Source organism: Psychrobacter sp. K31L, from assembly GCF_017942195.1.
Classification (GTDB): Bacteria; Pseudomonadota; Gammaproteobacteria; order Pseudomonadales; family Moraxellaceae; genus Psychrobacter; species Psychrobacter glaciei.
Genome location: NZ_JAGKSC010000010.1, coordinates 55,336 through 73,440 on the forward strand (window position 1 = coordinate 55,336; position 18,105 = coordinate 73,440).

Here is an 18,105-nt window from a genome sequence, read left to right on the forward strand (position 1 = left end):
TAAGTTTTAAATTTTAGGAGCGCCTTTATATGGCAAAAGATAAAACACCGCATTGCTCTTTTTGTGGCAAAGAAAAAAGCGAAGTAAAACAGCTGATCGCCGCTGATGATGCCAATATCTGTAATGAGTGCATCGAATTGTGTACCGACCTCATTGCAGATACCGACAATGACAATGACGATGCTGATAGCGAGATTGATACCTCTTGGGTCAATAAAAAGCTACCAACGCCAAAAGAGTTGCGTGCCAAGCTCGATGAATATGTCATCGGACAAGACGCTGCTAAGAAAGCACTGGCGGTCGCTGTTTATAACCATTATAAGCGTCTAAAAGTCAGCCAGACTTTAGCCAATGACAGCAAAAAATCTAAGATTGGCGCTGACGATGCCATGGTTGAATTGGCTAAGAGTAACATCTTGCTAATTGGCCCGACAGGCTCTGGTAAAACGCTACTGGCACAAACCTTGGCTCGTCTACTTGATGTACCTTTTGCAATGGCAGATGCGACTACCTTGACTGAAGCAGGTTATGTGGGTGAAGACGTTGAAAACATCGTACAAAAGCTGCTACAAGCGTCAGATTATGATGTAGCTAAAGCTGAGCAAGGCATCATCTATATTGATGAGATTGACAAAATCAGTAAGAAAGGCGACAACCCTTCTATCACGCGTGATGTATCAGGTGAAGGCGTACAGCAAGCCTTGCTAAAGCTTATCGAAGGTACAGTTGCTGCTATCCCGCCGCACGGTGGTCGTAAGCATCCACAGCAAGAGCTGATTCAAGTCGATACCAGTAACATCCTTATCATCGTTGGTGGGGCGTTTGCCGGTCTTGATGCGGTGATTCAGCAGCGTACAGAAAAAACCGGTATTGGCTTCAATGCTGATGTCAGCTCAAAAGACGATAGTAAACGTAGCTCAGATTTGCTACAGCAAGTCGAGCCAGAAGATTTAATCAAGTTCGGTTTGATTCCTGAGCTAATTGGTCGTTTGCCAGTGCTCGCTGCCCTAAAAGAGCTTGATGAAGAAGCGTTGGTGCAGATATTGACGGAGCCAAAGAACGCCTTGGTTAAGCAATATAAGTACTTGTTCGATATGGAAGGCGCTGATATTAGCTTTACCAAAGAAGCGCTTGATGCGATTGCCAAAAAAGCAATGGCACGCAAAACGGGTGCTCGCGGTTTACGCTCTATCGTAGAAAATGCTTTGCTTGATACTATGTATGAGCTGCCGTCTATGAAAGATGCGAAGACCGTGCTCGTCGATGAGGAAGTGATTAATGACGGCAAAACCCCTGAAATTGCTTAATTTAAAATGCCTTAATTTATAGTTCAACGATGACAGCTAATTACTTAATTGGCTGTCATCAAAAAAAGCGTCTGGCATTATGCTAAGACGCTTTTTTTATGTCTGGTCATTTTTAATAATAGAGTCAAAATATCTTAGAAACGTGACGGTATTGCTGATATCAATTTTTTGTCGCCTCTGTCTGCGCAGGCACAGCAAGCAAGAAAAATTGATATCAGCAGTGCGTCATGGTTCGATATTGCTTTTCACTGACTATAAGTGGCTCAAAAAATGACAGCTGCGTTTATCAATCGCAGGCAGCTAACCTTATAAACCATGCTAAGGTAAAGTGACTTTTTATGCGGTCTCCTTAGTGATGACCAAAGTTACGACCAAACCTCCCAAATCAATGATACAAAGGATTGTTTATCATGCTTAACAACGTTACTTCTATAGCAAGCTCCCTGCGTCAGCACCTACCTTTTTCTGCTAATAAAGATCATGATATTGCCCCTTATTATCGCAATCATGTTGCCGCCATTACCGGTGCAGGATCTGGTATGGGTCGTGAGCTTGCCATTCATTTAGCACAAATGGGCTGTCATGTCGCGCTATCCGATATCAATCCCGAGCAGTTAGCCCAAACCAAAGAACTGCTCGTCGGTTATGATGTCAAAGTCACCATGACCGTACTCGATGTCTCAGACAATAAAGCAGTGCAAGCATGGGCAGACGATGTCATGAGCGATCACGGCAAAGTAAACTTTATCTTTAACAATGCAGGCGTAGCGCTATACTCGACCGTAGAAGGTAGCAGTATCGATGAGCTGGAATGGGTCATGGATATCAATTTTTGGGGCGTGGTCTATGGCACCAAGGCATTTTTACCCTTAATCAAAAATAGCGTCAAAGAAAGCGAATCAACTAAAAGTGGTAAAGACAGCAAAGCACGCCAGTTTACTGAGCACGGTCACATTATTAATATCTCAAGTCTCTTTGGTTTGACCGCTCAGCCTTCGCAATCTGCCTATAACTCTAGCAAATTTGCGGTACGTGGCTTTACCGAGAGCCTGCGTCAAGAGCTGAATATTCAGTGCTGCGGCGTCTCAGCCACTTGCATCCATCCAGGTGGCATCAAAACCAATATCGCTAATAGTGCGCGTGGTAATGACAGCATCAGTGACCTCGGCATGCGGGGTGGCAGCAAAGCGATCAGTAGTTTTAATAAATTTTTAAAGTTTGATGCCAGTGAAGCGGCTTGGATCATTCTGCAAGCCGCCGCGACCAATCAGCCACGCTGCTTGATCGGTAACGATGCCAAAATAATCGACGCCGTACAGCGCGTGTTTCCATCAAGCTATAGCAAGATACTGAATGACGTCCATAAGCTGTCACGCAAATTCAAAGGCAAGAAACCTGCCAGAACTGGTGCTCGTAAATCGGCCTAGTAGCTATAAGATAAAGATTAAGACGGTCAAAAAAGCCCCGCTACACTAGCAGGGCTTTTTTGATTTTTAGCCTTATCGAAATATCAAAAAGGTCAAATAGTCCTTGAGGATTAAGGCAGTTTCATATCACCATCAACTAACCAGCCCAGACGACGCATCATATAAGCGACGACGCCAGCAATCACCGCAGGCAATACGAACATCAATAAAATAATCGCTGTCCACAGTTGAGCGCTACTCATAATCTCTTGTGACGCTTCAATGACCCCAAACACCCCGACCAGTCCAGCAGTGCCCATACCCGCGCCTGTCGCCGTACACGCCAAGCCAAAGCCTACCGTGGCGATAGGACCGACGATGGCACTAGCGACAACAGCAGGCAATAAGACCACAGGTTTTTTCAGCACATTGGGGATTTGCAGCATGCTCGTGCCTAGACCCTGAGATATTACACCGCTAACTCCATTGTCTTTGAAACTGGCAACGGCAAAACCAATCATATGCGCCGCACAACCAACCACAGCAGCGCCACCTGCTACACCACCAAGTCCAATCGCGATACAAATGGCAGCGCTTGAAGTGGGCATTGTCAGCAAAATACCGACCACGACTGCGATAACAATGCCCATTAGTAATGGCTGTAACTCAGTGGCTGCTTGAATACCTTGACCAATAGCAGCGACAGCCGCAACGATAGGCGGATTAAGCAAGGCGCAAACTGCCAATGCGACGGCACAGACCAATAGTGGCACTAGGAGAATATCAAGTTTGGTCTTGCCAGCGACCCAAGTACCAGCGCGATAAGCAAATACTGAGGTCAAATATGCGCCAATAGGATTGCCGGGTAAAGCCACGAATGTCGCTGGTCCACCCACTTGCGGGGTAAAAAGCGTGCCTGCCATCAACGCTTCAGAGTGCGCACCAAGCATCCCTGCGACCAAGCAGCTGAGCATAACCAAAGTCGGTGCTTTGAGATAATACGCAATGCCCACACCGATACCAGCCCCCATTAATATAGAGGCCAATTTCCCGACCGCGATGAGTGCTGGCATGTCTAACCAACCACCGATTTGTGAGATGATCAGACCAGCAATCAATGTGACAAATAGCCCTAAAGCCATACCAGTAAAGGCATCGATGAAATACTTTTGGAAAAACGCTTTTATCAAGCCGTTAGGCGGTGTTGCTGAATCAGAGACAGTCATAGCCACGCTCTTTATGAAATTTTTGATGAGAGATGATAAACCAACAGAAAAAGTAACTTTGCTAAAAAACAGAGATAAAAAAAACGCCATTGCGACGCTTTTTTTATTAGTAATAAATGAGTATGGCAGCTATTAGACTCAACTTAGCGGCGCTGCTCAACAATAATAGAATCAATGCCATTATTTTGTAGGCGCTGCTGAGCGGTAGTGACCGCTTGACGATTATTCATTGGGCGCGAAATAACCTGATAGATAGGCAAGCCATTGCCTGTGGTGTTTTTGACCACTCTCGCATCTACACCTGCCATCAGCACTTGGGCACGGCGACGATCGGCTTCATCAGCATCACCGAAGCTATTAATCTGCAAGATATAAGTCGCTGCAGGCTTCGCAGGTTGAATACTAGCCGTACTCGCCCCTGCGTTATTGGTACGATTTGCTGTATTGCCATTAGCTGGCGCACTATCATAGGTAGCGTCTTCTTCAACGATAACAATATCATCGCTATTATTGCTCGTGCCAGCATTGCTACCACGGCTCGGCTCGATAGAGGTGCTTTCAGAAATACCGAAGTTACCCGTATCATCATTGCGACTGGCTGAGTTGTTCTCTGGTTGAGTAACGACGACGTCCGGTTCAAAAGCACCGATACTACCCAAGCCATCATTACCTGTCTCACTGATATTTTCATCAGGAATAGTGGCCATCTCTTGATTGGGCAAGATATCGTAGAACTCGTAATCGCTATTATCAGTATCAGTATCGATGCGAGGCTCTACCTGACGATCAGGATCATTGCCAGCAGTGCTATCAGCGGGGCTGAAATCGAATAATGGCGAAAGGTACAAAAATACCCCGATCATTAAGGTCAATACTGCCCCGACAAACATCCATAATAAACCTGATACGCTACTTGATTTGCGCTTTTCGGTCGCGCCTTTAGGTTTTTTGGCTAGCATGGATCTCTTTCTCCCTACTGAATCTATCATTATCGAATTATTGCTATCGGTCGCCTATACTCATTCTACATGTTAGAAAATTACCACATGTTAGAAAGACGCTACATGTTAGAAAGTTATTACATGCTAGACGGTGCGGATAGCCCTAATAAACTAAGCCCATTGGCCAATACTTGGCGTACTGCTTTAGACAAACGCAGACGTGCTTGCATCAATTCAATCTCTTCCTGACTTGGTGTTTCGCCTGAAGTTAAGCTCACCGGTAAAATACGATTGGTATCGTACCAGCCATGGAATAGCGCTGCCAACTCTTTTAGATAGTTGGTCAGTACATGCGGCTCATAGCCGGTCGCCGCTCGTAGCAGTGTCGCTGGATAGGCCGCTAAGAGTTTGATGAGCTCATCTTCGCTAGGCGCTGTCAGCAGGTTTTGATGCTGTGCACCTATCAAATCGTCTACCACCAGACCACTGGCTTCTAGCTTTTCTAATACGCGGCAAACCCGTGCATGCGCATATTGAATATAATAAACCAAGTTGTCTTTGCTTTGTGATTTGGCAAGCTCTAAATCAAAGTCAATATGCACTTCAGGCTTACGTGCCACATAATAGAATCTCGCAGCGTCATTACCGACTTCTGCACGCAGCTCACGCAGAGTCACAAACTGACCTGAACGCGATGACATTTGTACTTTTTCACTACCGCGCCATAGCGCCACGAACTGTACCAGTACCACATCGAGGCGTTCTGCATCAATTCCCAAAGCTAATAAAGCCGCTTTTACCCGTGGCACATAACCATGGTGATCCGCGCCCCAAACGTTGACGACTTTATCAAAACCACGATCAAACTTATTCTTATGATAAGCAATGTCAGAAGCAAAGTAAGTAGATTGTCCATTAGCACGGCGTACCACACGGTCTTTTTCATCACCAAAGTCAGTCGATTTAAACCAAATATTGCCGTCTTTTTCGTACAGATAACCTTTGTCATCTAAAACTTGTAGTACTGGCTCAATCTCGCTATCGATCGATCTTTCGCTAAACCAACACTCGTAACGCACACCAAAGTCATTTAAGTCGTCTTTAATATCAGCCAAAATACTGCTTAATGCGGCATTTAAAAACAGCTCATAGCCATCGCCAAGCAATGCTTTACTATTGGCAATCAAACCATCGATATGGGCTTCTTTATCACCTGATAGCAAAACTTTTTCGCCATCGGCATTGATTTCAAACTGTGCATCTTCTGTCGCATCTTTAGCAACGTCTGCAAAACTATGCACGTAGCTAGTGCCATGCTGTACTTTTAGCGTTTGAGCGATATCACTGACATAGTCGCCTTGATAACCATTAACGGGAAACAGTATTTCCTCGCCGTTGGCTTCTAGATAACGCAGATACGTACTGGTCGCTAAGATGTCCATTTGACGGCCAGCGTCATTGACATAATATTCGCGGGTGACGTCATAGCCAATCGCTTCTAGCAGGTTTGACACGCTCATGCCAAATGCAGCACCACGCCCGTGACCGACATGCAAACTAGACGTTGGATTGGCAGAGACAAACTCAACTTGAATTTTTTGCCCTTCAAACTGATCACTTAAGCCAAAACGATCTTGCAAGTTAAAGATATCGTCTAACACTGCAAATTTGGCTTCAGCGTTTAAAAAGACATTGATAAACCCTGGCCCTGCGATTTCTATTTGGCGAATGTCTTGATTTTCAGGCAAGGCATTGACGATTTTTTCGGCAAGCTGGCGTGGATTGGCCTTGGCAGCTTTGGCAGCAGTAAGCGCGATATTACTGGCAAAATCACCATGGCTTAAGTCTTTCGTACGGGTGATTTGGCTGTTGTTTTGCCAGTCAGCAGGTAGTGTGCCATCGGCTTTTAAGGTATGAATAGCATCGTTGAATAGTGATGCAAGTGTATCAATTTGGGCTTGTGACATAAGGATTTGAACTCAGTTAAATAAACAACAAAAACGGTGTAAAAATGTGGCGAATGCGAGCAGTCGATAACTGCCCATTATAATAGCGACCGACATTGCAAGGGATAAAATAGTACAAAAGGATAAGTAACCTGTAAATATAACAATCTTTGCGCTTTATTGCACCATTTGCACCAAAATTAGCACTAAAATCTTACGGTTATAACAGTTAACGCGAGTAATTTATGCAGCTAAAAGGCCTACCTATGCTATCGTTCATTATAAATCCCAAAGAGACGGTATAAATAGGCTGCAATTTAAGATGGGCCATGAACAGTTAGCCCTGCTAATTGTAGCGTTACTGTTGTCAACTCATTAGCATCAGTTTATACCCACTTGCTTCCGCGTTATAATGATGCTTTGTATTTTTCCCTTCTATTTAATTTTCATTTATTGTTTTATTTATTACTGCTCATTATTTGAGGGTGATACGCTTTTCTTAGGGCGATTTCTATCAAAGAAACCATAGAATGATAACGTTAAATAGACGGTATGTTGCCACTTTATAGGATTATGCCATGTTTGCCATTGCCGCCAGTACCGTCACCAGTTGGGGACTATACGTATTATTACCTATATTCATTGCATTTTTATTCTTTATTGTTTGGGATATCTCTAAAAAATCTGAAGCTGGGCGAGCAGGTACTTTTTGGATTTTCTTGGCACTGGGTGCGGGCTTTGTAGGATTTTTACTCAAGATATTATTAGAAGTCGCTTTTAAGAAGTGGCTCATTTAATTCGGGCATATCTTCACCTTCCAATGATGAATCATAAACACCTAGCTTGTTACTAGGGTTAGCAATGACTTGTGCAAGAGGTCTATTCATGGCAGATACTAATAGCGCTCTACCTCTTGGCAATCAAGGTCGCGCGCATTGGTGCTGGATACCCTTCCATGGTCTTAGTCGAATCATTGGGATCTAAGAAGTCTGCTAGCGAGTGATAGGTCATCCACTCTGTTTTACGCTGCTCTTCCGTCGATGTCACTGCCACATCCACGCAGCGCACGTCTGAGAATCCTACTTTTTCTAGCCAGCCTATTAATGCTGCCACTGACGGTAAAAAATACACGTTATTCATTTGCGCATACCTATCGTGCGGCACCAGCACGGTATTGGCATCGCCCTCGATGACCAACGTCTCAAGCACCAACTCACCGCCTTTGACGAGCTGACCACGTAGCTGCTGTAAATGCTCAAAAGGCGACTGACGATGATAAAGCACGCCCATGCTAAACACCGTATCAAACAACTGGCTATGCGCAGGTAAGGCTTCTAGCGGCACGGGAATATAGTGCGTGCGATAACGGCCTCTGTCCTTAGTATGAGTATGAGCATCTGCCGTACCAACGAAATGACGAATCGCCATAAACTGATGGTAAAACAAGCATGACGGGTCAATGATAATGACCGTATCCGCGCCAGCACCTGCCATACGCCAGCCGTGATAACCAGAGCCACCGCCCACATCTAATACTCGGCGACCTTTTAACTCACCCAAATGCGGTGCGACCCGTTGCCACTTCCAGTCACTGTGCCACTCAGTGTCAATCTTAATACCTGATTCATCATCGCCAATCTGACCGCCGATCTGAAATGGCCCTTTACGCCACGGCATCAATTGCTTTAGTAGTGCCATTGCTTGCTTACGCTCAGACTCATTGAGACTGGTATCAATAGTCAATGTGTCGCTGTTTAGATCGACATTGTTGACGTTTAGATTTGGCAAACGAGCGACTGATGCTTGGTAGGCAGGCGCATGCGCATAATTGGCTTTGTCTTTGATCTCATTTAACCATGTTGGTAATTGCTTAAGCCATTCATAAGCGATCGGCTGCTGTTGCGCCAGCTCTAGTAGGGTTAGATATAATTCACGTTCGGCGTTGATGATAGTGTCGTTGAGCATAAAAGCAGGTTACCGTGTTGATTGAAAAATAACTGTATTAAAGATAAGGATTATTTAAACGCCACAATAGAGACAAAGTTCAAAAACTGAAACCACGTCAGATGACGCTTAAAACCAACATCACTCAAGCGTGCATGATGCTCATCTAAGGTATCAGTAATAAGGACGTTTTCTAGCGCGTTACGCTTTCCGCTAATTTCCATCTCGGTATAGCCATTCGCACGTTTAAAGTCGTAATAACGCTCAACCAACCACGCGTCATACTGCTCATCAAACGCATGGGTTTTTTCAGTCAGTACCAATATGCCACCTTCACTTAATGCCGCATAAATCTTCTCTAGCACTGCCACTCTATCGGCAGCTGGCAAAAACTGTAGCGTTAAGTTCAGAATTACCATATCGCATGGCTCAAGCTTGACGTCGCGAATGTCAGCAGTGATGACTTCGATATCATGCTCAGGATAATTCTCACTCAGTAGCGTGGTCGCCTCTGTCGTCATCGCCGGTGAAATATCAATCGCTTTAATCTGCAAGTCTTGCGGCTCAAACTCGCCTGCCAAGGTCATACTTGCGGCACCAAGTGAGCAGCCCAAATCATAAATGCGACTGACACGCTGACCATTATCATCCTGCTGGCGATATTTACAATGACGACGAGCAAAGATAGGTAGCATCGCGAGCACTTGACCATAACCAGGCACACTGCGACGAATCATATCAGGGAAACAAGCCACCACTTGCTCATCGAAAGAAAAGCGCGCTGCTTTATCGAGTGGCGTGGTGAACGGTTTGTCAAATAGGGTGTCATGTTTGATAGCAGACTTGGATTGGCTCATGGTGCGACTCGTTTTTGGATAATAGAACTTAAAGTAGGAAATAATTGATAGTCTTGCTTGTCATTATTTAGTTAAAAGCTGCTCAACGTAGCAAAAGCCCATTATAACATTACTGTTTGTTACTTATCGCGGTCAGATGCCCTGCTAAGCTGATTAGGTAGCGCTAAGGGTAATAAATTCTTCAAAGCAATAAGTCATTGAAAAATGACGCCATTGCATCCAAATAAAGACCTTAGCCCATCTCTATAACAACATCTATAATAATAGGAAAAATTATGCAAACCATTATATTAGGCGGTGGCTGTTTTTGGTGCACCGAATCAGTATTTTTATCTGTAAAAGGCGTGAAATCTGTCGTTTCAGGCTACATGGGCGGTGACGCGGTATCTGCCAACTATGAGGCAGTCTGTAGTGGTACGACAGGACACGTTGAAGTCATCAAGGTTGAGTTTGATGACTCTATCGTCCCGCTAGAAGTCATCCTAGATGTTTTCTTTGCCACTCATGATCCCACCACGATGGATCGTCAAGGCAATGATGTCGGTAGCCAATATCGCAGTGTCGTGTTTTACACCGAAGAAGATCAAAAACCAACCGTCGACCGTACCATTAATAAATTGCGTGATATGGGTGTCAATGTGGTCACAGAAATACATCCTGCTGTTGAGTTTTATCAAGCAGAAGAGACCCATCAAGACTTCTTTAATAGAAATCCGGGACAGGCTTATTGCAACTTCGCTATACCGCCAAAGCTTGCCAAATTGCGTAAAGAGTTCAGTAAATACATGGTGAGCTAAGCAAAACGTTAAATAAGAAACTGCTGAAAAAGCATAGTTCTTAGAGCGATTTTTAATCATAGCCAAACGCTTATTATATAAGTGTTTGGCTTTTTAATATCTTTAGCATCATCACCCAAAAGATTATTATAAAAATAACTAATAATATGAACCTTAACCAATAAAGGCTAACGTATGAACCCTGAATTTTGGCAAACGCGCTGGCAAGAGAAACGCATTGGTTTTAATCAGTCTCAAGTGAATCCGTTATTAACGAAGTGCTTTAGCCATTTAAACGTGCCCGCTGGTGGTCGAGTATTTGTGCCTTTATGTGGTAAGTCGATTGATATGGCATGGCTAGCAGCACAGGGCTATAATGTCGTTGGCGTTGAATTGGTTGAGACAGCCGTACAAGAATTCTTTACTGAGCAAAATATCGTGCCTACTGTATATCAGCATGCGGATAATCCAACCATTAAATCCTATCAAGGTCAGCTGGCAGGACGAACCATCACGCTATGGGTCGCTGATATTTTTGCGCTATCGGCTGAGGATATTGGCTTTGTCGATGCGGTATACGATAAAGCGGCATTGATTGCCTTACCAGCCAATATGCGTGTGAAATATAGCGAGCAAGTGCGACAGCTTAGCGATACTGCTGATAAAAAATTTGCACCGCAATTATTAATCACGCTCAATTATGATCAAAGTAAAAAGAATGGACCGCCCTTCTCCATCAGTAGCGAGCAAATACAGCAATACTATGGCGAGCACTATCAAATTAACGAACTGATAAATGAACCTGCTACTATTGGCTCCGCAGCTGAGCTAAAAGTCACTGAGCATGTTTGGCTGTTGAATTAAACATAAGCTTAATTATCGCAGTGATTCAATAGTGATTAAGCGACGATTAAATCATAACGGAGAAACCTAATGAAAGTTCTAGTTAGTCTCGTAAGCTTAATCGCTTTTTTACTGGTGGCGTTACCCGGTCCGCTTTATAAATATGGCATCGTCGATTTGGGTACCGCCTTTACAGGATTTAAATTCGGTGTGTTTGCCGGAATTGCCGCCCTTATCTTGCTCGTTTTACAAATGATATTTAAACGCAAAACAGTGACTCTTGGTAGCACGGTAATAGCGCTGCTACTGTCGGCTATTGCCATAGCTATGCCGCTTAGCATGATGAATAAAGGCAAAAGTGTACCGCCTATTCACGATATATCGACCGACTTGATCAATCCACCTAAGTTTGAGGCCATTGCCCCACTACGCGCTGATGCACCAAATCCCGTTGAGTACGCAGGGGAAGCAACTGCAAAACAACAGCTTGACGCCTATCCGGATCTGCAAACCTTAACCTATACGCAATCACAATCTGAATTGGTCAAGGCAACTGAACAAGCCGTCAATAATTTAGGCTGGGAATTGGTAAATAGCGATGCGGATAAAGGCATCATTGAAGCGACAGATAGTACGATGTGGTTCGGCTTTAAAGATGATGTCGTCGTACGTATTACAGATAATGGCAGTGAGCATCTGCTTGATATTCGCAGTAAGTCACGGGTTGGCGGTAGTGATTTGGGTAAAAATGCAGAGCGCATTCATAACTTTATTAATGAGTTGGATGGGGTTTTGGAGGAGTAGTTGGGTTTTAGTGAAAATAAAGATCTACTAAGATGCTAGGCATTTTGACATTAGACGTTTCCATCCAAAATCCTCTCCTAACCTCACGCCAGCGTCCATTTATAGTAACTGAGTGCTTCGATACCTTTTCTTTACTATTTAGATTGGTTACTCTAAGTCCATACTGCCTTAACCAGTTCTGCATCCTTTTTTAATGACCACTTTGACGTTTATAGGACATTTTCATGCGTTTGACTCCAGTTTCTATTTTATCGCTACTTAACCTCGCTGTTGGTTTGAGTTTTGCTAGCACTGCCCAAGCCGCCCGACCAGAAGCACCAAACTTGTCTAATGCCGAGCTACAACAATGTCTAGATGGATTAAAAAACTCTAGTAAGTTTAGCGGAGTTGATGGTTATACCTTTAACAACTATCGCCCAAGCCAGCCTGATCCGAGCGTCATTCAATCGTTGAACTATCAACCAGAGTTTCAAAAAGACGTTTGGGATTACCTCTCATCACTGGTCGATAGCGAGCGTGTAGAAGACGGTATTCGTGCCAAGCGCCAGTGGGCAGATACTTTGCGTAAAATCGAATCACGCTACGGGGTCAAAGCCGAGCATGTGCTAGGCGTCTGGGGTGTTGAGTCAAACTTCGGTCAGACATTGGGCAAAAAGCCGTTGTTTGAATCCTTAGCGACGCTGTCTTGTTTTGACCGTCGTCAGAGCTACTTCCAAGGTGAATATGCCAATGCGTTAAAAATCGTCCAAAATGGTGATATCGCGCCAAGTGATATGACTGGCTCATGGGCAGGTGCTTTTGGGCAAACGCAGTTTATGCCGAGCACCTTTTTGGAATTGGCCGTAGACTTTGATGGCGATGGTCGTCGCGACTTGGTTAATAGCGTGCCTGATGCCCTAGCCTCTACCGCTAACTTCTTGGACAATCGTGGTTATCGTACTGGCGAGCCGTGGGGTTACGAGGTCAAATTGCCCAGTGGTTATTGGGCCGCGTCTGACCGAAAAAACAAAAAGTCTATCAGCCACTGGCGCGATCAAGGTCTAACGCTCGCCAATGGCAGTCCATTGCCTTACGACTTGAATAGTGCAGGATTACTATTACCTGCAGGCGCTGAAGGTCCTGCTTTCTTAGTGGGTAAAAACTTCGATACGTTTTATTCGTACAATGCGTCAGAGAATTACGCTTTAGCCATCGCGCATTTATCAGACCTAATCACTAAAGAAGACAGCAGCAAAACTGACTTTGTCACTGCTTGGCCTACCGACGATCCGGGTATCAGTCGCCAGCAAGCAAAAGACATTCAGCAAGCGCTGTTAAATGCTGGTTATGATATTGGTGAAGTCGATGGCATTATTGGAGATAATACTCGCACTGCGATTCAGCAGTACCAAACCAGTAAAGGCATCTTCCCCGCTGATGGACGCGCAGGACAGAAATTTTACCGTTCAATCATTGGAAATGCAGGAAACATAGCTCTAAGAAATACACAATATGGCAATCAATATGGTCAACCAGCGAACAGTCAGCCTTTACAGCCTGCCTCTGCTGATCGCATGGGACAGTTGATTCAACAACAGACGAGCACTCCCAACACTTACTCACCTCAGTCATCGGCTCGACCATCAAGTTCTGGCAATACGCGTTATCGCCGCGTGACGAGTGCTGATGGTAGCGTGAAGCTCGTACGTGTTGATGAAGGTTCATAGTATTAGGAAATGTCCTCATTTTTATTACCATTTTTAAAATGAGGACATGCGCTAAGTTTGTGATAAACCTAATTGTTATGGATTAAAAAAAGCCACGCTAATATGATTAGCGTGGCCTTTTTTTTGTAAAATCGATTAATATAGAGGTCGATTATCTACTAAAATTATTTATACGATCGGTGGTGGATTGGGTTTACCATTATCACCATCCCAATTTTCACGGGCTTTATCATCCAGATCCGCAGGCGTCTTCGGCTCCCATTTACCATTTTCTTTCCAAGTATCGTCGCCCCAATCTTCGTCTTCCTGTTTTTTGTCCCAATCTTTATAGGCTTTACTAGGGTCGATGCCACGGCGCTTCATATCTGCCACTTGCTCTTCTAGCGTGTGATACTGTTCAGCATCGTGCATGGTTTTCTCTAGACCATCAATCTCTTTTCTTAACTCGTCATGTTTATCATTACTCATGATAGTGCTCCTTAATCAGTCAATATTATTATGCGCTTTTATGTTTGTCGTTTTTACGGTAGATAAGTTTATATAGGCTAGTACACCATTTGAACCGTTTTTATCTCAATAACTATTGTTCCAATAACCAATATCATAAAATATTTTTTACGTTAATGAGCTTTATTATCAAGAGTCTTGGCTAAATTCACAACCGTTACCGCGTATGCTTTGTATTACAAAACGTAGTAGGAAGCACAGGAAATCCGTTGACAATCCTTACCATGCCATTGATTAAAGCTTCTGATGACCATCACTGAGTCCGAATGGCCGGTTGTTTATTTTTTAATAGGTTTTGAGCATAGAAAGTTAATTTCCACAATTCTTGCGAGACCCGCGTACCATAAGTCGTTAACTGTATCCAGTTAGCCGCGACCAGCTGGCGTTGCAAATGGTTCAGGTCCTTTTGGGAGATTTGACAGCGTGCTACGGCGTGTACATTGGGCATCTCTTGTTTGATGTCATGCTCAGCCTTGGAGGCGATGAGACGATTCATGGCACTTTGTAAACCGTAACTTGAGAAAGTTGCAGGTATCTTCATCAGCGTGCACAATATCTCCTGCCAACTTAATGTCATCGACCTAGTGACATCTGTCAAGTTGCCACCGGCATAGGCTTGCGCGCTATACTGAATCACAAAAGTGTCTGTCAAGACGATCGGCTTGCTGACACTATCCGCAACATCCCCTCCATCGACAACACCGCTATTTTGTTTCAGTGGCGTATTCATAGGAGGCCGAGAGATTATCGAATCAGGTGAAGCTTGTTTGATTAATCTTATCGATTCCTCGCTGACCTTTAACCACACGTCTTTTACACTATAGTGAATCACCATATTATGGTAGGCCTGGATAAGCAGTTGCTCGATATCTGTATCCGCATCATAGTAATGAACATGCTTGGCTTGCTGGGTGACTGTGTTGATGAACTCTTGCAACTGCCGACTGATATCTGCACCCTGATGATGCTTTTTGACTAATATTAGTAAGGGTTTGAGTTTGGCTTTGGCATTCAAATAGCTTAAATGCATTTGACTGACACCGGTATTTTGTACTGTGCCGTAGCTATCCCCGACCACCATTAACGCATAATCGCACGCATCGATGCATTGGCGGCCATACAACGAGGCTTTTGGCAATTTGCTGGAGACATCGTAGGTTAGAAATGCGCGCGCCTGAAAAAAAACCGCCAAACTGTCCAGCATTAGCAACTGATCGTTGTCAGCGCATATGACATGAATGTGATAACGACGGTTTGGCAAAATAACCTCTGCGCTTGGGGGATGACAGGAATAAATATGAACGTAAAAATAGCACAAATATCATGTCTTGCACAGCCCAGCATAATCCTATGGAGGTACGCTCAGCTTATTTTATAATCAGGTCTATGCTGTCTAATACAGATATAGCAAGATGGTTATAAACAGTTTTTTCTTCGCCTATCAATGTCAACACTTACTAGGCCGTATCTTCATTTTGAAAATAGTAATAAAGATAAGAAAAACAGCATAGATAATATCAAGATGTTGACCAGCTATTTAGCGCCGTTTGGCAAGATTTAGCTATTTTGACTCATCTGGTTGCTTCCTTTCAGACATGATCAATTGAATTTAGGACACGCCCTTAGTATTTAGGACACGCCCTTAGTATAGTACTGTAAGCACGTCTCTTTACCCAGTAAGCGCTGTAGTAGCATAACCAACTTATCATCATATTTGGTCGCATAAAAAGTCAACGGAGGTCGATTTTTTTTACCTGTCTCCCTACCTTCTATACCATCATTTTTCGCACGACTATCAAGTAAGGCAGACAACTGGTTTGCAACCAAGAGTTGCTTGACCCGCTCAGCGATCGCTTGTCCTGAGTCCACCACTTGTATCGATAGTTGCTGCTGCGCAATCTCATCCAACAAGAATGCTTTAAAAAATGGATAATGGGTACAGCCTAGTACCAACTGATCCACTCCATCTTGTGCAAATATCTGTAGCTGCTGCCGTAACCGCTTCGCAGTCTCACAATTCTCTGGCATACCTGCCTCTACCCAAGGTACCAACTGTGGATCGAAATATTTGGTCACTAGTGTGCGATTAGGACTGGCAATAGCAGTAATGACTTCATTCAGTAACATGCCATTCAAAGTTGCTTTGGTAGCCAATACAGCAACGTGTTTGCTCTTACTGGCCAACACTGCTGGCTTGAGCGCTGGTACCAAACCGACGATAGGCAACTGCGGATAACATCGTCTAGCTGTCTCTAAAGCATAGGCAGAAGCACTGTTGCAGGCAATCACAATGAGCTTGCAGCCCTGCTGATACAGCCACTCTACTGCTGTCAGGGTCAATGCTTCGATATCTTCACTATCACGATTGCCATACGGCACATGCAAGGTATCTGCATAATAAATATAACGCTCGGCAGGCAGTTGCTGAGCTAAATGCAGATAGACAGACAGACCGCCTATACCAGAATCAAATAAGCCAATCGGGGCATTGCGCTCTTTATTAATCATAGCTTGGCTAACCGAAGTGGCATTTTTAGCGGTATCAATAACAGGTTTTTTAGAATCTCGCTTTTCAACGGCAATCGATGGCCTCTCAACTACGTTTAACAGATTGGTTGCAGCAATATTCATCGGTACGCTACCGCTGTCTTCATATCGATACCTTCATTTTGATAGCAATTTTCAAATGTTACTCTTAATATAAAACATTACCCTTAATGTAGAATACTACTCTTAATATAAATAGAAAGGCAGCTTATCGCAATAATAAATAAGACTTAGTAATAATTAGCCAGTTGGCATAGAAAGCTCGTAAGATCGACCACCACTTTGCAAGGTTAGTATCGTCTCACCTTTTTGCTCTGTCAGCTCACCGATTTCAGTCAAATGATAAAAAACATTACGACCGATTAATGCAGTCAAGCCGTTTCTGACTGGCATATAAGGTCTTACTTGCACGTCAGATTGGTCGTCAGTAGTACCATCAAGGCTATAAGCCCGTAAAGTAATTGGATGCTCGTCATCTAAACGTACCACATCACCAGTCGTTGTGGTAAATTCTAGCCAGCTATTATTAGCTTCATCGACGATACCGACATCATTAATCAATAATGGTGCATCTTCTACCTGAATGCGAAGTTTTTGTACGGGTGTCTTTAAAAAATACTCTGCTACGCCATTATTTTCTTCTTTCCATAAGATAGTGGCAAATAAGCTCACCAATGACTCTCTGGTCATTTGTCCGCCTTCATGCCACCACTCACCGTTGGCTTTAATCACCAAATCCATATCATCCACTTGTTCAGGGTGCCATTTTTCCAGTGGTGGTATCGCTCTTCCCTCGCGTGTGCCTGCGGCAGACTTTAAATACTGGTTAAGTGCTTTCATCGGATTTTGGTTGGATGCCACGTGCTGTGGGCTATTAGCGCTGCTTTGTATATTATTATCCATCTTACTATTATCATTACTCATCAGTTGATCCTTTACCTAGTAATTAAAGTTTGGCAAATCTGTTATTACTATAAATTTTAGTTTCGGGTATGATGAGACCATATCAACATTATACCTTTGCTACATGAATTTCACCTTAACACTGATACTCGTAAATGCGTATCGTGTTTATAGGACTTTTCTTTTATAATGAGTAACGATTTTTTATTGAAACAGTCAAGTGAGCGTTGCATTAACAACACATTTTAGCTGATGTGTTAATAGTTTTTCATTAACTGGGTTTAGTTTAATAGCAACGTTGTCAATTGATGCCGCAAAGACAGTTTCTGTCGAGCAGCCATATGTCTGAGTGAAATTAGCGCCGCAAGCCTTATTATGCAATTGTTAAGCTA

16 protein-coding genes are annotated in these 18,105 nt (G+C 43.7%); 7 read left to right on the plus strand and 9 right to left on the minus strand.

Annotated features, from left to right (window positions below):
- Nucleotides 1–29 precede the first annotated feature (29 nt).
- Together clpX and J5X94_RS12820 are read left to right on the plus strand one after the other, a co-directional pair.
- Complete coding sequence (gene clpX / locus J5X94_RS12815) at nucleotides 30–1,307, plus strand: ATP-dependent protease ATP-binding subunit ClpX (RefSeq protein ID WP_189586686.1); 1,278 nt, start codon at nucleotides 30–32, stop codon at nucleotides 1,305–1,307.
- Nucleotides 1,308–1,717: 410 nt separating this feature from the next.
- Entirely contained in the window at nucleotides 1,718–2,734 is a 1,017-nt protein-coding gene (locus J5X94_RS12820) for an SDR family NAD(P)-dependent oxidoreductase (RefSeq protein WP_210541492.1), read from the plus strand.
- A 110-nt stretch (nucleotides 2,735–2,844) separates the two neighbouring features.
- On the opposite strand, the gene J5X94_RS12825 is transcribed toward J5X94_RS12820, so the two are convergent.
- From J5X94_RS12825 to argS, 3 genes are all read right to left on the minus strand, one after another.
- A complete protein-coding gene (locus tag J5X94_RS12825; RefSeq protein ID WP_026037289.1) occupies nucleotides 2,845–3,939 on the minus strand; it encodes a PTS transporter subunit IIC in 1,095 nt (364 codons plus the stop codon).
- A gap of 143 nt (nucleotides 3,940–4,082) precedes the next feature.
- Nucleotides 4,083–4,898 carry an SPOR domain-containing protein gene (locus J5X94_RS12830; RefSeq protein WP_189586677.1) on the minus strand — a complete coding sequence of 272 codons (816 nt, stop codon included), beginning with the start codon at nucleotides 4,896–4,898 and terminating at the stop codon, nucleotides 4,083–4,085.
- Between the two features lie 119 nt (nucleotides 4,899–5,017).
- Entirely contained in the window at nucleotides 5,018–6,847 is a 1,830-nt protein-coding gene (gene argS, locus J5X94_RS12835; protein ID WP_210541493.1) for an arginine--tRNA ligase, read from the minus strand.
- A gap of 557 nt (nucleotides 6,848–7,404) precedes the next feature.
- Here argS and J5X94_RS12840 point away from each other — a divergent pair.
- Nucleotides 7,405–7,623: a DUF2788 domain-containing protein gene (locus J5X94_RS12840; RefSeq protein ID WP_010200696.1), complete on the plus strand. Its 219-nt coding sequence runs from the start codon at nucleotides 7,405–7,407 to the stop codon at nucleotides 7,621–7,623.
- A gap of 109 nt (nucleotides 7,624–7,732) precedes the next feature.
- On the opposite strand, the gene cmoB is transcribed toward J5X94_RS12840, so the two are convergent.
- Nucleotides 7,733–8,791, minus strand: coding sequence for a tRNA 5-methoxyuridine(34)/uridine 5-oxyacetic acid(34) synthase CmoB (cmoB, locus tag J5X94_RS12845; RefSeq protein WP_210541494.1), 1,059 nt, complete (start codon nucleotides 8,789–8,791; stop codon nucleotides 7,733–7,735).
- Between the two features lie 50 nt (nucleotides 8,792–8,841).
- Nucleotides 8,842–9,627 carry a carboxy-S-adenosyl-L-methionine synthase CmoA gene (gene cmoA / locus J5X94_RS12850; protein ID WP_210541495.1) on the minus strand — a complete coding sequence of 262 codons (786 nt, stop codon included), beginning with the start codon at nucleotides 9,625–9,627 and terminating at the stop codon, nucleotides 8,842–8,844.
- Nucleotides 9,628–9,902: 275 nt separating this feature from the next.
- Between cmoA and msrA the strand changes: the two genes are divergently transcribed.
- From msrA to J5X94_RS12870, 4 genes are all read left to right on the plus strand, one after another.
- Nucleotides 9,903–10,424, plus strand: a complete 522-nt coding sequence (gene msrA, locus J5X94_RS12855) for a peptide-methionine (S)-S-oxide reductase MsrA (protein WP_210541496.1) — start codon at nucleotides 9,903–9,905, stop codon at nucleotides 10,422–10,424.
- Between the two features lie 174 nt (nucleotides 10,425–10,598).
- Nucleotides 10,599–11,267, plus strand: coding sequence for a thiopurine S-methyltransferase (gene tmpT, locus J5X94_RS12860; RefSeq protein ID WP_210541497.1), 669 nt, complete (start codon nucleotides 10,599–10,601; stop codon nucleotides 11,265–11,267).
- Nucleotides 11,268–11,336: 69 nt separating this feature from the next.
- Nucleotides 11,337–12,050, plus strand: coding sequence for a DUF1499 domain-containing protein (locus J5X94_RS12865; RefSeq protein ID WP_210541498.1), 714 nt, complete (start codon nucleotides 11,337–11,339; stop codon nucleotides 12,048–12,050).
- 224 nt (nucleotides 12,051–12,274) lie between these two features.
- On the plus strand, nucleotides 12,275–13,756 hold the full coding sequence (locus tag J5X94_RS12870) for a lytic murein transglycosylase (RefSeq protein WP_210541499.1): 1,482 nt from the start codon (nucleotides 12,275–12,277) through the stop codon (nucleotides 13,754–13,756).
- Between the two features lie 168 nt (nucleotides 13,757–13,924).
- On the opposite strand, the gene J5X94_RS12875 is transcribed toward J5X94_RS12870, so the two are convergent.
- The 4 genes from J5X94_RS12875 to J5X94_RS12890 form a co-directional block, all read right to left on the minus strand.
- Complete coding sequence (locus J5X94_RS12875; protein WP_010197759.1) at nucleotides 13,925–14,224, minus strand: hypothetical protein; 300 nt, start codon at nucleotides 14,222–14,224, stop codon at nucleotides 13,925–13,927.
- A gap of 292 nt (nucleotides 14,225–14,516) precedes the next feature.
- A complete protein-coding gene (locus J5X94_RS12880; protein ID WP_210541500.1) occupies nucleotides 14,517–15,524 on the minus strand; it encodes a DUF4062 domain-containing protein in 1,008 nt (335 codons plus the stop codon).
- A gap of 368 nt (nucleotides 15,525–15,892) precedes the next feature.
- On the minus strand, nucleotides 15,893–16,894 hold the full coding sequence (gene murI / locus J5X94_RS12885) for a glutamate racemase (protein WP_210541501.1): 1,002 nt from the start codon (nucleotides 16,892–16,894) through the stop codon (nucleotides 15,893–15,895).
- Nucleotides 16,895–17,050: 156 nt separating this feature from the next.
- Nucleotides 17,051–17,734 (minus strand): DUF1285 domain-containing protein, encoded by a 684-nt coding sequence (locus J5X94_RS12890; protein WP_210541502.1) that lies wholly within the window; start codon nucleotides 17,732–17,734, stop codon nucleotides 17,051–17,053.
- Between the last annotated feature and the right edge of the window lie 371 nt (nucleotides 17,735–18,105).